This is a genomic window from candidate division KSB1 bacterium (genome assembly GCA_016214895.1).
In the GTDB taxonomy this organism is placed as follows: Bacteria; Electryoneota; RPQS01; order RPQS01; family RPQS01; genus JACRMR01.
In genome coordinates this window covers 84076-99266 of the sequence record JACRMR010000002.1, presented here as the reverse complement: position 1 = coordinate 99266, position 15191 = coordinate 84076, and the positions used below count along the sequence as shown (strand labels likewise).

Here is a 15191-nt window from a genome sequence, read left to right as displayed (position 1 = left end):
GATCGTGGGTGACGATAAGACAAAGGCCGCAGCGACGCTGCGGCCTTTGTTCCTCTCAAATAGTAGCGAATTCTACGGCTGATCCCGCGAGACGACAATGTAGAAGCGAATTGCGGCTCCCGGATCCGGCAACGTCATGGTCGTAGAAGTCGTGGTTCCCTCAATCGTGTCAAACGGCCCATCCGGCATTGCCGCTGAAAACACGCGGTAGTAAGGAGCGGTCGTTGATTGCCAGCGCAAGCTGATCTGGCCGGTCGCTGCTTCGCGTGAAATAGTCAGTCGGTCCGGTACGGGCAGCGCGCCAACCGCAAACTCGATCGGAATCACGATGGGATTTTCATCCGGATCATTGCTTTCGACCACGGCCTCGCCGGTGTACACGTTCGCAGGCAGCGTCCCCGCGCGGAAATCCAGTGCAACATCGACGCACTGCCCCGGTTGCAGTGTTCCGCTGTTCGAACCGGGGATGCGCAACCACTGCGCGAACGTTGCCAGACGAATGGCCAGATTCGCCGTCACGTAGGCCTGGTTGTGAGCAATCTGTGTCCCGGTGGTTCCGAACCGGTCTTCGATACCGATCGACGCGGAAGTCACGGAACCAGCCAGCGACTTGTATTGATACACGATTTGCCCGTTCCGGTAGAGCATGCACTCAAAGGTGTACGCGCCGGCCTGCCGGTCCCGGCCGATGGAATCCCACTCGACAATGAAGCGGTTGTTCAACGAATCATTCAGATACCAGATCCGACCGAACGTCGAGTCCGAGAGATCGTCCCAGAATACCGCCAGCAGCGCGTTCGGGCTTGCCGCTGTCGGCAGCGGGCGATTCAACGCCTCCGTCGATGCATTCGCGAAGTGCACGTTTCCGTTCGTGGAGATGTACGCAGTCGTGAAGACATCGTTGTAGAGCGGGAAGGGCCATGGGAGCGGCACGGACACGTAGGCGTTGTTGTCGTGCAGTCCGGTGTTCACGCCCCGGTTGCGCAATTCGACCCAGTGATAGACCGGTCCGTCCGGCTCATTAGAGTCTTTCCACGAATAGCCACCGCCGTCCGGTCCGCCCTGATTGTCGATCGTCCGCGACCCGCGCTCGGCCTCGCGAATCGGCTCGTGCACGGGAATCGTCAGCACGACCGGCGGCTCGTGCTGATAGAAGTTCAGCGTCCAGGTCAGCGGCGTTGCCGAACCGAGATTACAGACTTGCACGACTTGATTCGCGGCTCCGCCGAGCGGCACGGCCTGCGAGATGTCGAGCGGGCTGACTGAAATATCCACATCCGCAAACCCGGGGCCGGTGGAAAACCGGATGGCCCGGCCGGGCGCGATTCCGGCGGCGCGCGACCCGGGCACACCCGTGCACAGGTGCGTAAACGACTGCGCTCCTCCGGCGTTCTGAATGCCCGCCGTAATCGACTCCGGGAAACTCAGCGGCGAATTGTATTGGAACAATATGTCGTTATCGCCAGTCGCCGTCGGATAGACCGCCTCGTCAAACAGTACGATTTCGAACGTCCGGGGCGCCGTGCTGTCGCAGCAACGCGAGACCCGATAGTATTCGATGACAAAGACATGTTCCGTCGCATCGTACCGGGTGGCAACCTGCGGGCTGCCCACCGTCGGATCGAGATCGTCCCAACAGGCATAGAGACCCGCCGCGAGCGCGGGCTGGGGCAGGCAATTATCATAAGCGAAGCTCACTCCGCTGCCAAACGACACGACGCCGTTTGATCCGACATAGCATTGCGTATGACTTGTGCCATAGAGCTTGAATGCAAAGGGGAGCGGGATTGGCCCCGCGTAGTTGTCGTCGGTGAGTCCGGCCACAAGCGTTCCCGCGCCGCCTTCGGCCGGGGTAATCGCGCGCCAGTTAAATACCGGCCCCTCGGGATCGACATCTTCGCAGACCTCGTAACCGGGCAGGCCGGGAGTGTAGCACTGATATCCGGAATCCACGACCAGCGTAATCTGCGTGCTCAATGTCTGTCCGGGACTTACCAATAGACCCGCGACGGAATCCGGCCGACAGCCCGCCATCTGCGCGAACACCCGGTAATTTCCCGCGGGAATTTGCGCGAAACTGAAATATCCGGCGTAGTCAGTCAGCAGGTTTCGCGGTGGACTGGTATTCAAATCGACGTTCGCACCATCCGCGGGCAGGCCGTCGCAGCCCAGCACATAGCCGTCGATCGTCGCGGCCGGTTCGAGGACGAGGTCCACGGTGGTCGTGCTTCCGTCGGCAACATACACGGCCGCGGCTTCGACCGCCGAGCACGTAGTGTTCTCCGCGACGACCGCGTAGGAATCCGGAAGTACTTCGAAGAAATAGAAGCCAGCCACATTGGTCATGATGACGGGCAAGCTGGTGTCCATCAGACTCACCGTTGCGTTTGCCGCCGGTCCGCCGGTGCAGAGACTAATCGTCCCCTGGATTCTCGGCGGCGGAGCGAGCGTGAGATCTACGCGAAGCGAATCACCGTCTTGCAGCAGGAGGGTATCCGAAGTGATTCTTGAACACACGGCGTTGTCTGCCGTCACCACATAACGTCCCGGATAGAGCGCAGCGTAGAACAGGCCGGCGCTATCGGTCAGGGCGTAAACCGTCGAATCCGCGACGATTTCGACGGCCGCGTTCGCGGCAGGACCACCCGCGCAATCGAGAATCGCACCGCCGATCCCCGCCGGGTTGCGCAGCGTAATGCCCACGAGTGTCGTGTCATTGTCGAACGCGATCACGCCTTCGAGCTGCGAGACTGAGCACCAGGCGTTGTCCGCCGCAATGGTGAACGTATCGTCCGTCACCGGCAGGAAGAAGTATCCGTTAGCGTCGGTGGACGCGGACGATGCCAGCGTACCGGAAATCGCGACGGAGCAGCCGGTAGCCGGTCCGCCTCGGCAATCGTTGACAAAACCGGCAATGGCCGGAGGCGGTCTCAAGATGAGATTGACGACCGCAGTGTCTCCGTCAACGGCGACGACATCACCGGACAGGACGGACGAGCACGCGTCGTTGTCCGCCTTCACGCGATACGTGTCCGGCAGCACTTCGACCTGCCATTGTCCGAGACTATCGGCGATGACCCCGAAGAACTCGCTGCCCGGAAACGTGACCGTGGCATAGGCGGCGGGCATTCCGAAGCAATCCGTGACCGTGCCCGCCAGCGCCGGCGGCGGCGCCAACGTCAGGTCGATGGTTATCGTGTCGCGATCCTGAATCGAGAAATCCGCGGATTGCGTCGGTGAACAAATGGGGTTGTCGGCGCGGACCAGATAGGAACCGTTTGCGACGGTGAATGCATAGGCACCACTGCTGTCGGTTGCCACATCCATGTAGCCGAATCCGGGCAGTGACACGACGGCGCTGACCGCCGGACCTCCCGCACAATGCCAGACCTGTCCCTGAATCCGCGGTGGCGCCTCCAAGCTGAGGTTGATCGTCGTCGTTTGGCCGTCATCGAGCACGGTCGTGTCCGATAGGGCAAACGAGCAGAAGGCGTTGTCGGCCCGGACGACGTACACACCCGTGGCCACCGAAAATGAATAGAAGCCGAGTGTATCCGTGATCGCGACCGGGTATTCCGTTCCCGGCAATGTGACGCTGGCAAACGCGGCCGGTCCGCCCTGACAGTCCGTCACCATCCCCTGAATCACCGGTGGCGGATTCAAGATCAGGTTCACGGTGACCGTTTGCGCGGAGTTGACCGGGACATCACTGACCAAGGCACTGGAGCACGGCGGCTTCAGGGCGCGTACCTGATAGATATCGGGTGACAATCCGATCGAATAGAATCCGAATGCGTCGCAGGTCACGGGGCCGAAGCTCGAACCCGGAAAGACGACGATGGCGGAGTCCGCAGCCGCACCGAAGCAATCTTGCACGATACCTTGAATGGTACCGCCGATCGGCTGGAATCCGCCGAACGTCAGCACACGTCCACTCCGCACGCCCTGAGCATTCACCTGCAGCTCACCCAGGTGCGAGTATTGATTCGCGAGGGTCGTGCCGTTCTGCAGCCCGATTGTCGTTGAGCTGGCCGCATCGACGGTCGCATACTGGTAGCGGACTTGACTGTCGCCATTCGGTCCCGGATTCGTGGCAACGTTATAGAGCCACACCTGAAACGTCTCGCGAGGCGGTCCGCCCGGGAAGTGTTCGAGATTGTACCACTCGACGATGAAGGCGTTCGCGGCGGAGAAATAGTAGTAGCTGATATCGCCGCCCCCGCTCAACGGGTAGAAATCATCCCAATAGACCACGCAGGCATGGCCGAGGTCGGCCACCGGCAACGGCCGGTTGTTGTGCAGAATCGAGGAGGAATCAAAGCTGAGGATTCCGTTGGTCGAAATGTAAACCGTCTCGAAATCCTGTCCGTAGATGCGGAAGGTAAACGGCAGCGCAAATCCGAAGGCCTGGTCATCGCCGACCAGTCCGGTCGGCGTCCCCGGGCCGCCGGCCATCGGCGAAATTTCCAGCCAGCTGAAAATCGGACCGCCAAAGTCGCCGTCTTCACATACCGAGTATCCGGCGGTGTCCGCTGCCGAGCAGCTGTATTGCGGATCGTGTTGCAGCGGAAAATCCAGCGGCAGACTTCCGCCGCCGAGCGGCACATTGGCGAGCAGCATGGTGTCGCACCCCGCCGCCCACGCCCGAAAGTCGTACACTCCGGCGGGCAGTTGCAATTGATACTGACCGAGCGAATCGGTCGTGTCGCGGACCGCCGCCTGATTCATCACTTCCACGATGGCGCCCGCGGCCGGGTACTCGTAGCAAGTGACGGTTCCGAACACAAGAAACGTCGGCAGCCCAACCAGCGTGACGTCCAGATCCGTGGTTAAGCCACTGACCACGTTGACCGACGGGCCGGTTAGCGTTTCAAAACCGAAGTGCGAGAACTCCAGCGCGTAGTCTCCCGGCGGCAACGCGATGCTATAGTCGCCGGCCGTTTGGCTATAAGAATTCTCCGTCCCGGCGGGGTTTCTTACCAGCGCGCCGGCGATCGGCTGTCCGAACGCGGTCCGCACATATCCCTGAACACGACCGTATCCGAGCGTCGCGACGACCGCGGCATACGCATCGAGAAATCCGGCCCCGAACTGGTTGTCCGGACCCATCGCGCCGTATCCGTCATCCAGCGCGGTATTCATCAAGAGCTGTTTGAGCGTCGTATGGTCGCATTCGGGGCAGGCCTCGCGCATCAACGCGATGGTTCCCGCCACATGGGGTCCGGCCATCGAGGTCCCGCTGCGCTGCTGGTACTGTCCGAACAGATCGGACGAATACACGTTGACACCCGGAGCGACGATTTCCGGCTTGATCGCGCCCGGATTCGGCTGGCACGGCGTCGGTCCCTGACTGGAGAAGCTGGCCAGTGGATACGGCGCGGGGTAATGCTCAACATCCACGGCGCCCACCGCGAACATTTGGGTTTCGCTGATTTCATAAGTAGCCGGGCTGCGTAAACCCGAGGTCCCGTCATTCCCCGCACTGAAGACGACGACGGGTCCGGCGGCCTCGCAATTCAGGATCGCGCTGTTCCAGAAGTCGAAACACTGTGAATATCCCAGCGCACCGTTCACGCCCCAGGAATTCTGGATCACGTCGGGAACGTCGGCCGTTGTCAGCGAATTACCGTCGGGATCGGCCAGCCATTGAAACGCCGCCAGGATGTCATTATCCAATTCCTCGCCTCCGGTCTGACCCACCGCGTTGGTGGCGATCCACTGCGCATTGGGCGCGACACCGACCGTCAGCGTATCGCCCGCGAGGAACTCCCGTCCGCACAGGGTACCCATGACATGGGTGCCGTGCCCCTGCACATCGGCGGGAATGTTGGGACTCGCGCCCAGGGCATCGAACCAGCACTCATTCAACGGCGCACTCCAGCCGCGCCATCGGGAATTCAGGGCCGGATGGGTGACATCCACTCCGCCATCAACGGTGGCCACCAGTACACCCTCGCCGCTGATTCCCAACTCGCTGAAGACCCGCGTCGCGCCGATCGCGTCCAGCCCGCTCGTGGTTTCGTTGCTGTCGAGGGTTTCGCGCCGCGCGCGCCGGGATCTCCCGCTCGAGATGACCTCATCCTCGATCAACTCGGGGATAAAGTTCTCCGTTGCGAAGCGAATGTCCGCGCGGCCGCGCCATGCATTCAGGAAAGCCGGACGCGCTCGGACTACGATCAGGTTTTCGATCCAGTACGTCGTGAAACCGATCACATCGCCCGTGGACTTGGCCGCCTCGAGTTCGCGCAGGAACGCCGGTTGCGTGGTCGCCGCGTTGTACCGCAGGGCCTCCAGGACCTCCCGATGCCGCTTGGCTAATGGCGCCTGCTCCGCATGCAGTCGCTCGTCCAGCGCGCGGATGTCGAGTGGGCTTTCCAATACGACAATGGCGCTGACCCAGTCATCAGCGCCACGCGAGGAGAGTTGAGAGTCCAACTCCGGCGAGAACTCAGCCGCATACGTGACGGCGCCAAGGCCGCAAAAGCACGTGATAATTGCGGTCACAAAAAGCAGGACAAAATGTCGCGGAAGTATAGTCATCGGAGCGGGTAGGAGAGCATCACAGTGTCATCGCGCCGGAACGAGCGGGCGCAACGAGACATGAGTCAGAGATAAGTAGAGCGTCGAACCTAATTTATCGTAAATCATGTCACAATGTCAAGCCGAATATCTGTTCACCTTACCATTTGCGATAAACTATAACATGTCGAATATCAGCCATTTAGTACCCTCCGTAGGTCCAGTGGCGGCAGCCTCGGGAATGCCGTTCATCGCCATTTTGGAGGCCAACCTCGTTGACGGTCCCCGCGGGGGTCCGGTTCACTTCGGCATTGCGTATCCGCGACCAATTGACTAAATTGTACAGTGGATACCCCCTCATGCCTCACTTGAATCGATGAAGATCATACTATCCGTTTTGCTCTTCGGTATGGCTTGCGCTATGGCGGCGCCGGTGCATACGACTTACCTCTGGCACCTCGAACAGCCGGTCTATTGGCCGGCTCCGTCCCAGCTATATGCCGGCTATGAGACCGCCTGGGAGTCGATTCAGCATCGCAATGCAGGAGCCTCGCATCCCCAGAATGATCTTACGGAGATCTTCTCAGTCGCCGACCGCGTGGCCGCTTACCAGAGTCGGCCGGCTGCTTCGATTGCGACGATGTCAGGCGTTGATGCCGGGGCGCAGGTCACCTATTCCGGCGGCCTCATTCGAAACGTCGCAAGCCTCGGTTCGGCCAATCAGCTCGGCTACAGCCCGGGCTGGAGCAGTTCCTTCGATCAGGCGCGCGATTGGCAGACCAGCGGCGGCCGGTCGCGTCTCGAGTTGACCGTGATTCCGTATCATCATGCGCTGGCTCCGCTCGTTGACCGCGAAGTACTGAAGAAAGAGATTCAGATCTACCAGTATCTCTACCCGTTCGTATGGGGCTCGACACCGGCGCCATCCACGGGCTTCTTCCCGCCGGAACTGGCCTTCAGTGAGCGGATCATTCCTGTGCTCGCGGAGTGCGGGCTCAGCTGGTGCTTTGTCCCATCCAACCACCTGTCGCGAGCGTGTTCCAATTTCCCGATGGTGTACGGGACCGGCGGCGAGAATTGCAATCCACCCAATCCTGCCGATCAGGTCAATCCGGCGTCGTCGAATTGGTTTTCATTGACGATCAGTCGCGGCTGCACGCCCACGGATGCGGTGCCCTTTGGGTTCCAGCCGCATCGCGCACAGCATATCAACCCCGCCACCGGAGTGGCGGCGCAAGTGATTGTCGTACCCGTCGCCATGGCGATGAGCTGGATGGACGGTTATCAGTCCTATGGTGTCGGCGATATCAATGCAATCGCCTCGCAGAATGACCCCGCGCACCCGATGCTCGTGACTCTGGGACATGACGGCGACAATGCGTTCGGCGGCGGTTACTCCTATTATATGGAGAGCGTGCCGTCATTGACCAGTCAGGCCGTGAGCGCGGGCTATGAGCCCACCACCGTTCCCGAATTTCTCGCCGATCACCCGCTCGCCGGGAGCGATCTGGTGCATGTTGAAGACGGCGCGTGGATCAATGCGGACGGCGATTTTGGTGATCCCGATTTCATCAACTGGAACTGGCCGCCGTACAATTCCTCCGGGCAGTTCGACATCGCGGGCGGCTGGGCGCTGGATATTCGCAATTGGGCGATCATCACCGCCGCCACTAATCGTGTGGTCACCGCCGAGGCCCTCGCAGGGGGCGTAACCCTCGGTGCGGTGCAGGATCCGTCGGTGAATCCCGCGGACGACGCCGAATTGGCCTGGCATTTCCTGCTCGGATCGTTGAATTCCGGCTTCATGTATTACGGCAATGCGCTCGACATGGAAGTCAAGGCCACGGTGGCCTGCAATGCGGCCGTCTCGCACGCCGATGCCGTGCTGGCTCAGGGTGGCGATCCCATACCGCCGACGATCTGGGCCTTGCAGCAGCTTCCGCACAATCCCGGCGGCGTCGGTTTCGGCCCGCTCTACGGATACCAGCAACGTCCGCAGGCCCGCGATTTCTGGGTCTGGACATTTATCCACGATGTCTCCGGCGTCGAAACCGTGACGCTGAACTACCGCCTGGATTTGAATGGTGACAACCCGCTGGCATCGGCACAGAACGAGACCTTCGCCGGAGGCGGCGAGGTGACCTCGTGGCGTTCGCGCGCGATGACCCGTCGCGTTTTTCCCGCCGGCAATGTGTACAATGAAGCTGGGGTTTACTTTGACGTCCTGCCGACCTACATCGCCGAAGAGTATTATTACCACCTCACCGACGGCGAAGTCACCGACTCCGGCGATGTCTTGGTGGATTACTATGTCGAAGCGCTGGATTCGCTGGGGAACATCGCCCGCTCGGACATTTACCACACGTACGTCGGCACGGGCAGTGGTGGCTCGACGCCGGGTGATCGCGTGAGTTGGTCACCGCAGAGTCCAGTCGGCGGCGATCCGGTCACGATTCTCTACGATCTGGCCGCGAGTCCGCTTCCGCCCGCGACCGACCCCGTGTACATTCATGTCGGACACTCCGGCTGGCAGCAAGTCGTGACGCCGGATCCCGCGATGTCGTACGATAGTTCGCTGGCGCGCTGGACTTACACTTATGTTATTCCACTCTCGGCGACGTCCGTGGATTTTGTGTTCCGCACGGCGGCACCGCTGTGGGACAACAACGGCGGGCAGGACTGGCGCATTTCCGTGACCGCCGGCTCCTCAGGATTTGCGCTCGACGGAGCGCTGGATTCGAGCGCGGTTCAGGTGGCGACGAATGGCGCCGTCACGCTCTGGGCAGATTTCGACGGCAACGATCTCTATCTCGCCACCGAGCGCGCGCTGGGCACGGGTTCCGACCGCTTCTTGCTCTTCGCGCAAACTCCGGGTTCACTCCGCGCGGCGCCGTGGGCGAAAGCCGGACAGGTCGCCGATTGGGCCGCCTATCTCGCCGAGGAATCAAGCAACGGTTGGCGCGGCTGGTTTGACGCCACCGGCAGCGTGGGCAGCGCGGCGGGGGCCGTGCTCGAATGCACGATCAATGTCAGCAGTGAACTTGGAGCCTTGCCCCCGCGGATTCACGTCGCCGCGGTAAGTTACAATTCCCCCGACGGCGGTGCGCTCACCGGACAGGCCCCGGCGGCGGTTCTTCCTAATGGCAATGTGGAGTCCGGCGAATGGGCTGTCATCAACCTGCTGCCGGATTCGCTCACGATATCCGCCCTTGGCGGCGCCATCACGCTTCGCTGGTCCCCGGCCTTTGGTGCCGGCGATTACTCGATCTACCGCTCCACCGATCTGACGTCAACGCCGGTGCAAATCGGCAGCTCCGCGGCAACCGAATTCACGGAACCAACTCCCGCGCCGATGGGTTTCTACACCGTTCGCGCGCGCTACTGAGGTTCACCGAACCCGCGTTGCCAAGATGCGTAAAGGCCCGGTCGATCGACCGGGTCTTCTAATTTCTGCCGAGCTTGGTGCCCCCACCCCGCCGGAATCAGCACTCAACTGCAATTTACTGAATGACCGTCGGTACCTGGTTCTCCGCCTCCGCTTTCTCATTCCTCATTTCTGATTTCTGTCCTTGGTCTTCATCCGGTCCGCCAACGATCCGGCGGATGATCGCGGCCCGTCTTGCCACATAGGGTCCATTGACCTTGTATCGCCGTGGCGAGGGGATGATCGCCGCCAATCGACAGGCCTGATCGAGTGCAAGCTGCCGCGCGTGGACATGGTAATGATACTGCGCCGCTTCCTCGATTCCAAAGACGCCCGGTCCAAACTCAATCACATTCAAATAGAGCTCGAGGATCCGGTCCTTCGACAGCAGCAGTTCGAGATTGAAGGTGATTAGCGCTTCGCGAGCTTTTCTCAGATAGCTGCGACTCGGCGACAGAAACAGATTCTTGGCCAGTTGTTGGGTAATTGTGCTGCCGCCGCGTTTGACCTTGCCGTTCTTTTCGTTGTGTTTCAGCGCCGTGCGGATCGCCTCCCAGTCGAAGCCGGAATGCGCATAGAAGCGGTCGTCCTCCGCCGCGACAACCGCCAGTTGCACTACCTTGGGAATCTCCGTCAGCGACACCCACGTTTGCTTGATTTCGAGCGGCTTATTGTCATGTTTCGCTTCCCGGGCCCGCATTCTCATCCACGCCGTACTGCGCGGATTTTGCACCTTCAGCAAGGCCACCTGTAATGTAGTCACGACAATCCCCAGCACCGCCATTATCGCGATCAGCCAGATCAGCCGTTTGAAAATCCAGCCCATCGTCGTCAGCGATACCGTCCCACCAGCCGGCTCACGGCAAACCCGGCAACCAACGCGGCGACGATGGCCGGGCCGGCGGCGAGATTGAATGCAATCGCGGCGAACATCCCCCCCACGGCGCAGACCAGGGCGATCCCGGCGGAAATCAGCACGACACTTATCGCGCGCGGGGACCAATAGGCCGCCGCCGCGGCGGGAATCACCAGAAACGCTCCCACCAGCAGAATTCCCACAATCTTCATGACCACGGCAATCGTCACCGCCAACAAGACCAGCAGCGCGTACCGGAACAACTCGACCGGATATCCGGCGACTTGCGCGCCTTCCGGATCAAACGCATAGAATGAGATGATTCGCCAGTATTTACCCAGGATACCGATCGTAACCGCGGCCAGCAGACCCAGCACCAGCAGGTCGCCGGGCATGACCGCGACGATGCTGCCGAACAGGTAGCTTTCGAGATGCGTCAGGAATCCGCGTCGGAGCGAAATCAGCAGCAGTCCACCGGCCAACGCCGCCGAGAGCAGTATGCCGATCGCGCTGTCCTCGGAGACCTTCGCGTTTCTGGCAACCCAGCCGATTCCGGCAGCACAGATTAACGCCACCGCCAGGGCGGGCCAAACTACCGGCAGATCGAACACCAGCCCGATCGCCACGCCCGCAATCATCGAGTGCGCGATCCCGTGGCCCATGAAGGCCAGTTTGCGCTGCACGACGAAGAAGGACAGCAGTCCGCCCGTCAAGGCCATCAACGTCGCGGCCAACAAGGCGCGCTGCACGAAGGGCAGTGTGAGCATGGCCATCGGACTCATCAGTGTCGATGCTTCCGCAGCACGCGATGGGGAACACCGTGATCGTGGAAGATCACTTCGGCAGGACAGCCGTAGGCTTTTTCGATCGCCTCGCCCGTCAGTTTGTCCGGGCGATCATGGAAGTGCAATAGAATATTGAGGCAGGCCAGTCGATCCGCCAGCGGTGCGATTACGCCGACATCGTGAGACACGAGTACGACCGCCATGCCGTGTTCGCTTCTCCACTTCGCGATCCACGAGAGCAGCAGGTCTTGCCCTTGTTGATCCACGCCCACGGTCGGCTCGTCGAGCAGCAGCAGTTGGGGCCGGCACGCCAGCGCCCGCGCAATAAACACACGTTGTCGTTGACCTCCGGAGAGTTCCCACAGCGGCCGGTTGGCGAGCGACTCGATCCCCACGAGCGTCAGCGCCTCGTCAACTCGCTCGCGGCGTTCGCCACGTGAGAGCGCGGGCGATTTCCGCGAGGTGGTTCCCATTTCCACGACGTCACGCACCAGCGCGGGATATCGCGGCGGCAATTCGCGCGTTTGCGGCACCACGCCGGTCCGCGCGCGCCAACCGAAACTTCGGTGCGGAGTCTCGCCGAACATCTCGACTCGACCGTCGTATTCCGTCTCGAGTCCCAGCAGAATTCTCAGGAGCGTCGTCTTCCCACCGCCGTTGGGGCCGATGATCCCGAGGAATTCACCCGCTTCCACGCGCAGGGAGACCTCCCGCAGCACGGCAGCCTCGCCGTAGCGAAAGGTCAGTTCTTCAATCTCAATGATGGATTTGGTCTCGTTCACGTTTCAGTCCATCTGCGTTTCCACGACCGGGACGTCCTTTTCGAGCACGATCCAGAGAATGCAGCCGACAATGACGGCCCCGCCGAGCAGCGTCAGCAGCGGCGGTATTTCACGCATGAAGATCGCCGCCAGAATTGTCGCCCCCACCGGTTCGCCCAGCACGGCGGCGTTGACCACAAAGGCCCGCAGATGCCCGATCGAATACGTGAGCAGCGAATGTCCGATCAGCGTCGGCACCAATCCTAGCAGCGCCAGGCTCGTCCAGCTCGCGTTGCTGAACCCGGTCAGCGGAATCGCGAACAGCTGTGTGAGCACGAACAGGAAGAGGGTTCCTGAAATGTGTACCGTCGTCATGTACGGGACGAGTGGCGTGTTCTGGCGCAGCTTTCTCGCGGCAATCGAGTACAGCGATGCGAGGATCGCCGCCGCGATCGCTAACAGATTTCCCGTCATGGCGAATTCGCCGCCGCTCGACAGCGCGATCAGCGCCACACCGCCCAACGCGCCGCAGATCGCCAGCAGCGCCCGCGCGCTCACGGCCTCCTTCAGCAACACCCAACCGAAGAACGCGGTGAACATCGGCTGCATGGAGGTCAAAAACGTGGCCGCGGCGACGGAAGTGAACTTCAGGCTCGAGATGAAGCAAATTTGATGCAGCGCGATGACCATGGTCGCGGCCGCAATTTGTCCCGCGGTCTTCCCCGGCAGATTTCTGAGTTCCGCGCGGAACTTCGGCAGCAGCAATAACGGTAGAAAGCATGCCCCCGCGATCGCACCTCGCCAGAACGCCGTCGCCATCGCCGGGGCATCGGCCATCCGCACGAAGATCGCGGCCGAAGAGACCGCCATCACGGCCGGGAGCAGCGCGGCACGGGCGCGCTCGGACTCACGCACAGCTCGGCATCGGACTGGTCACGAGGCGCCGTCGGAGTGGCTTGGGAATTGCTGATTTGCGGTGGATAGGCACCATTGTGATGCCGAATATACGAAAAGCTGTGACGGCATGCAAGCTGCAAACTCAGCAGAGCACACCCCTTACGCTTGCATTTCGCGTCAGAAATGAGTACGTTTCCGGTAGTCGAACGGAGTCCCCTAATGCCGCGGAGAATCGCCCACAATCGCCTGTTGTTGACCGGAGTTCTGGCCCTGACGACCGCACTTCAGTTCGCAGTTGCGCAGCCGCTGGAGCCCTTGGGCAGCCTGAACATGACCCCGCGAACCGGGTTGCGGGGGGTCGCAGACCGGGTGTATTGCGTAGGAAACAACAATTTCGCCGTCGTGGATGTCAGCGATCCGGCCTCGCCCATGATTATCGGCCAGGTTGCGCCGGGCGTCCCCGCCCTCGCCACCGTGGATGTCAGCGGCGGCTTTGCCTATTGCGCAGGCGGTGCCACCGGGTTGGTGATTATTGAATCAACGGATCCCTCCGATCCGGTCTGGCGCACGAATCTGGCCCTCGCCGGGCAAGTCCGTGACGCGGTCGTCCTCGACACCCTCGTGGCCGTGGCGACGTCGGCCAACGTTTCGCTGATCGGCGTCCGCAACCCGCTGCAGCCGCATCTCCTGACCACTTTCGGTCGCATCTCGAGCTCGGTCCGCTGGGATCCGCAAGGCACAAAGCTCTACGTGGGCAGTCAAACCGGCGCCTTCGCCCTCAGCGTGCAGCATTATGACAGCGCGGGCGCGACGCGCTATCGGTTGACGGCGGCGGGCGAGTACGGCTCGCAGGAAATGACTCCGCATGATATCGCCGGGAGTTACGTTACCTATGCTCGCGGCGCGGACGCGGTTGCTGTTCGCGCGTCAAACTACTCACTGGCCGGAATTCACTCGGTTCCTTCGGCGATTCGGGCGGTCGCGGGTGGCAACGGCTTTTCGTTCGTGGCACTGGCCACGGGCAGTTTGCAGTATCTCGATCAGCGCGGTGACACGCCCGAGTTTGTGGCGGCGGCGGGTCTGCCCTCCACATCCACCGGACTGACGCTCGCGCACGGCGGCGGACAGCCGCTGGTTGTGGCATCGACCTCCGCAGGGTTATCGATCTTCGCTTACACTCCGCTCGTGGTTGACGACAACCCGCATTCCACGCTGCCGCAATCTCTCTCGCTGCAAGCGTTTCCGAATCCGTTCAACCCCAGCGTGACGCTCACATTGTCGGTGCCGGTCCCGGGCGATTACGCGCTAGATGTATTCGATCTCACCGGACGCATCGTGAGCAGTGAGCACCGGTTTATGAGCGCCTTGACGACGACGATGCTCGACTTCAGCGGCCTCGCTTCGGGCGTCTATTTTGCCCGGCTGCACGGCGCAGCACTCAGCACAACCACCAAGTTGCTCTACCTGCCGTAGGAACGTTTCCGCTCCGCGCGCCCCGAACGGAGCCTTCGGTCTCTGCCGGAATCGCGAGCTGCCGCCGTACAGGGTCCCTCGATCCTGTTGGAGTCGGATTTCCGCATTTCTGCGTTTCTCCATTTCCGTATTTCTATTCCCATGCCCTTCCTTCAACTCATCGTCGAAGCGCTGCTCTATTATCTGGCCTGCAGCTTTGTCGCCAAGCGTCGCGAGGAAGCTCCGGGCCTGATCCGCATCTTCCTCGTGGTCCTGCTCATGGCGTTCGTCTCCGGCGGCGTCAAGTACGTCATCGGTGACTTCTGGCTCACGAGCGGAATCCTGTTCATGTTCAACTTGTTCGTGCTCTGGGTTGGTCTCGGCATCGGCTTCTTTCGCACGATTCTCGCCGCGGTGCTGGTCTTCGTCTTGCGCTCGATTCTGGAGCGCGCCTTCGCGGTTCCCCCGGGCCCGGCCATGTTTAGCTGATTCGCGGC

8 protein-coding genes are annotated in these 15191 nt (G+C 61.4%); 3 read left to right on the top strand and 5 right to left on the bottom strand.

Annotated features, from left to right (window positions below; all coding sequences use genetic code 11):
• Positions 1 to 72 precede the first annotated feature (72 nt).
• Positions 73 to 6540, bottom strand: coding sequence for a carboxypeptidase regulatory-like domain-containing protein (locus HZB60_00400; GenBank protein ID MBI5058221.1), 6468 nt, complete (start codon positions 6538 to 6540; stop codon positions 73 to 75).
• A 355-nt stretch (positions 6541 to 6895) separates the two neighbouring features.
• Between HZB60_00400 and HZB60_00395 the strand changes: the two genes are divergently transcribed.
• Complete coding sequence (locus HZB60_00395; GenBank protein MBI5058220.1) at positions 6896 to 9904, top strand: hypothetical protein; 3009 nt, start codon at positions 6896 to 6898, stop codon at positions 9902 to 9904.
• 115 nt (positions 9905 to 10019) lie between these two features.
• Here the strand turns inward: HZB60_00395 and mtgA are convergent, their stop codons facing one another.
• From mtgA to HZB60_00375, 4 genes are read right to left on the bottom strand one after another with little or no spacing between them, the layout of a single operon-like run.
• Complete coding sequence (gene mtgA, locus HZB60_00390; GenBank protein ID MBI5058219.1) at positions 10020 to 10769, bottom strand: monofunctional biosynthetic peptidoglycan transglycosylase; 750 nt, start codon at positions 10767 to 10769, stop codon at positions 10020 to 10022.
• Positions 10770 to 10774: 5 nt separating this feature from the next.
• Positions 10775 to 11566, bottom strand: a complete 792-nt coding sequence (locus HZB60_00385) for a metal ABC transporter permease (protein ID MBI5058218.1) — start codon at positions 11564 to 11566, stop codon at positions 10775 to 10777.
• Positions 11567 to 11580: 14 nt separating this feature from the next.
• Positions 11581 to 12366, bottom strand: a complete 786-nt coding sequence (locus tag HZB60_00380) for a metal ABC transporter ATP-binding protein (GenBank protein MBI5058217.1) — start codon at positions 12364 to 12366, stop codon at positions 11581 to 11583.
• Between the two features lie 3 nt (positions 12367 to 12369).
• Positions 12370 to 13260, bottom strand: coding sequence for a DMT family transporter (locus HZB60_00375; protein MBI5058216.1), 891 nt, complete (start codon positions 13258 to 13260; stop codon positions 12370 to 12372).
• Positions 13261 to 13461: 201 nt separating this feature from the next.
• On the opposite strand from HZB60_00375, the gene HZB60_00370 reads away from it, so the two are divergent.
• Both HZB60_00370 and HZB60_00365 read left to right on the top strand, forming a co-directional pair.
• Positions 13462 to 14715 carry a T9SS type A sorting domain-containing protein gene (locus tag HZB60_00370; GenBank protein MBI5058215.1) on the top strand — a complete coding sequence of 418 codons (1254 nt, stop codon included), beginning with the start codon at positions 13462 to 13464 and terminating at the stop codon, positions 14713 to 14715.
• Positions 14716 to 14856: 141 nt separating this feature from the next.
• The gene (locus HZB60_00365; GenBank protein ID MBI5058214.1) at positions 14857 to 15183 is read left to right on the top strand and encodes a hypothetical protein; all 327 of its coding nucleotides are present in this window, start codon (positions 14857 to 14859) and stop codon (positions 15181 to 15183) included.
• Positions 15184 to 15191: the final 8 nt, after the last annotated feature.

Bases quoted from the DNA above. Each gene is read 5' to 3' on its own strand.
- HZB60_00365 (MBI5058214.1), top strand. From the start codon at position 14,857: ATGCCCTTCCTTCAACTCATCGTCGAAGCGCTGCTCTATTATCTGGCC.
- HZB60_00370 (MBI5058215.1), top strand. From the start codon at position 13,462: ATGCCGCGGAGAATCGCCCACAATCGCCTGTTGTTGACCGGAGTTCTG.
- mtgA (MBI5058219.1), bottom strand. From the start codon at position 10,769: ATGGGCTGGATTTTCAAACGGCTGATCTGGCTGATCGCGATAATGGCG.
- HZB60_00385 (MBI5058218.1), bottom strand. From the start codon at position 11,566: ATGCTCACACTGCCCTTCGTGCAGCGCGCCTTGTTGGCCGCGACGTTG.
- HZB60_00395 (MBI5058220.1), top strand. From the start codon at position 6,896: ATGAAGATCATACTATCCGTTTTGCTCTTCGGTATGGCTTGCGCTATG.
- HZB60_00400 (MBI5058221.1), bottom strand. From the start codon at position 6,540: ATGACTATACTTCCGCGACATTTTGTCCTGCTTTTTGTGACCGCAATT.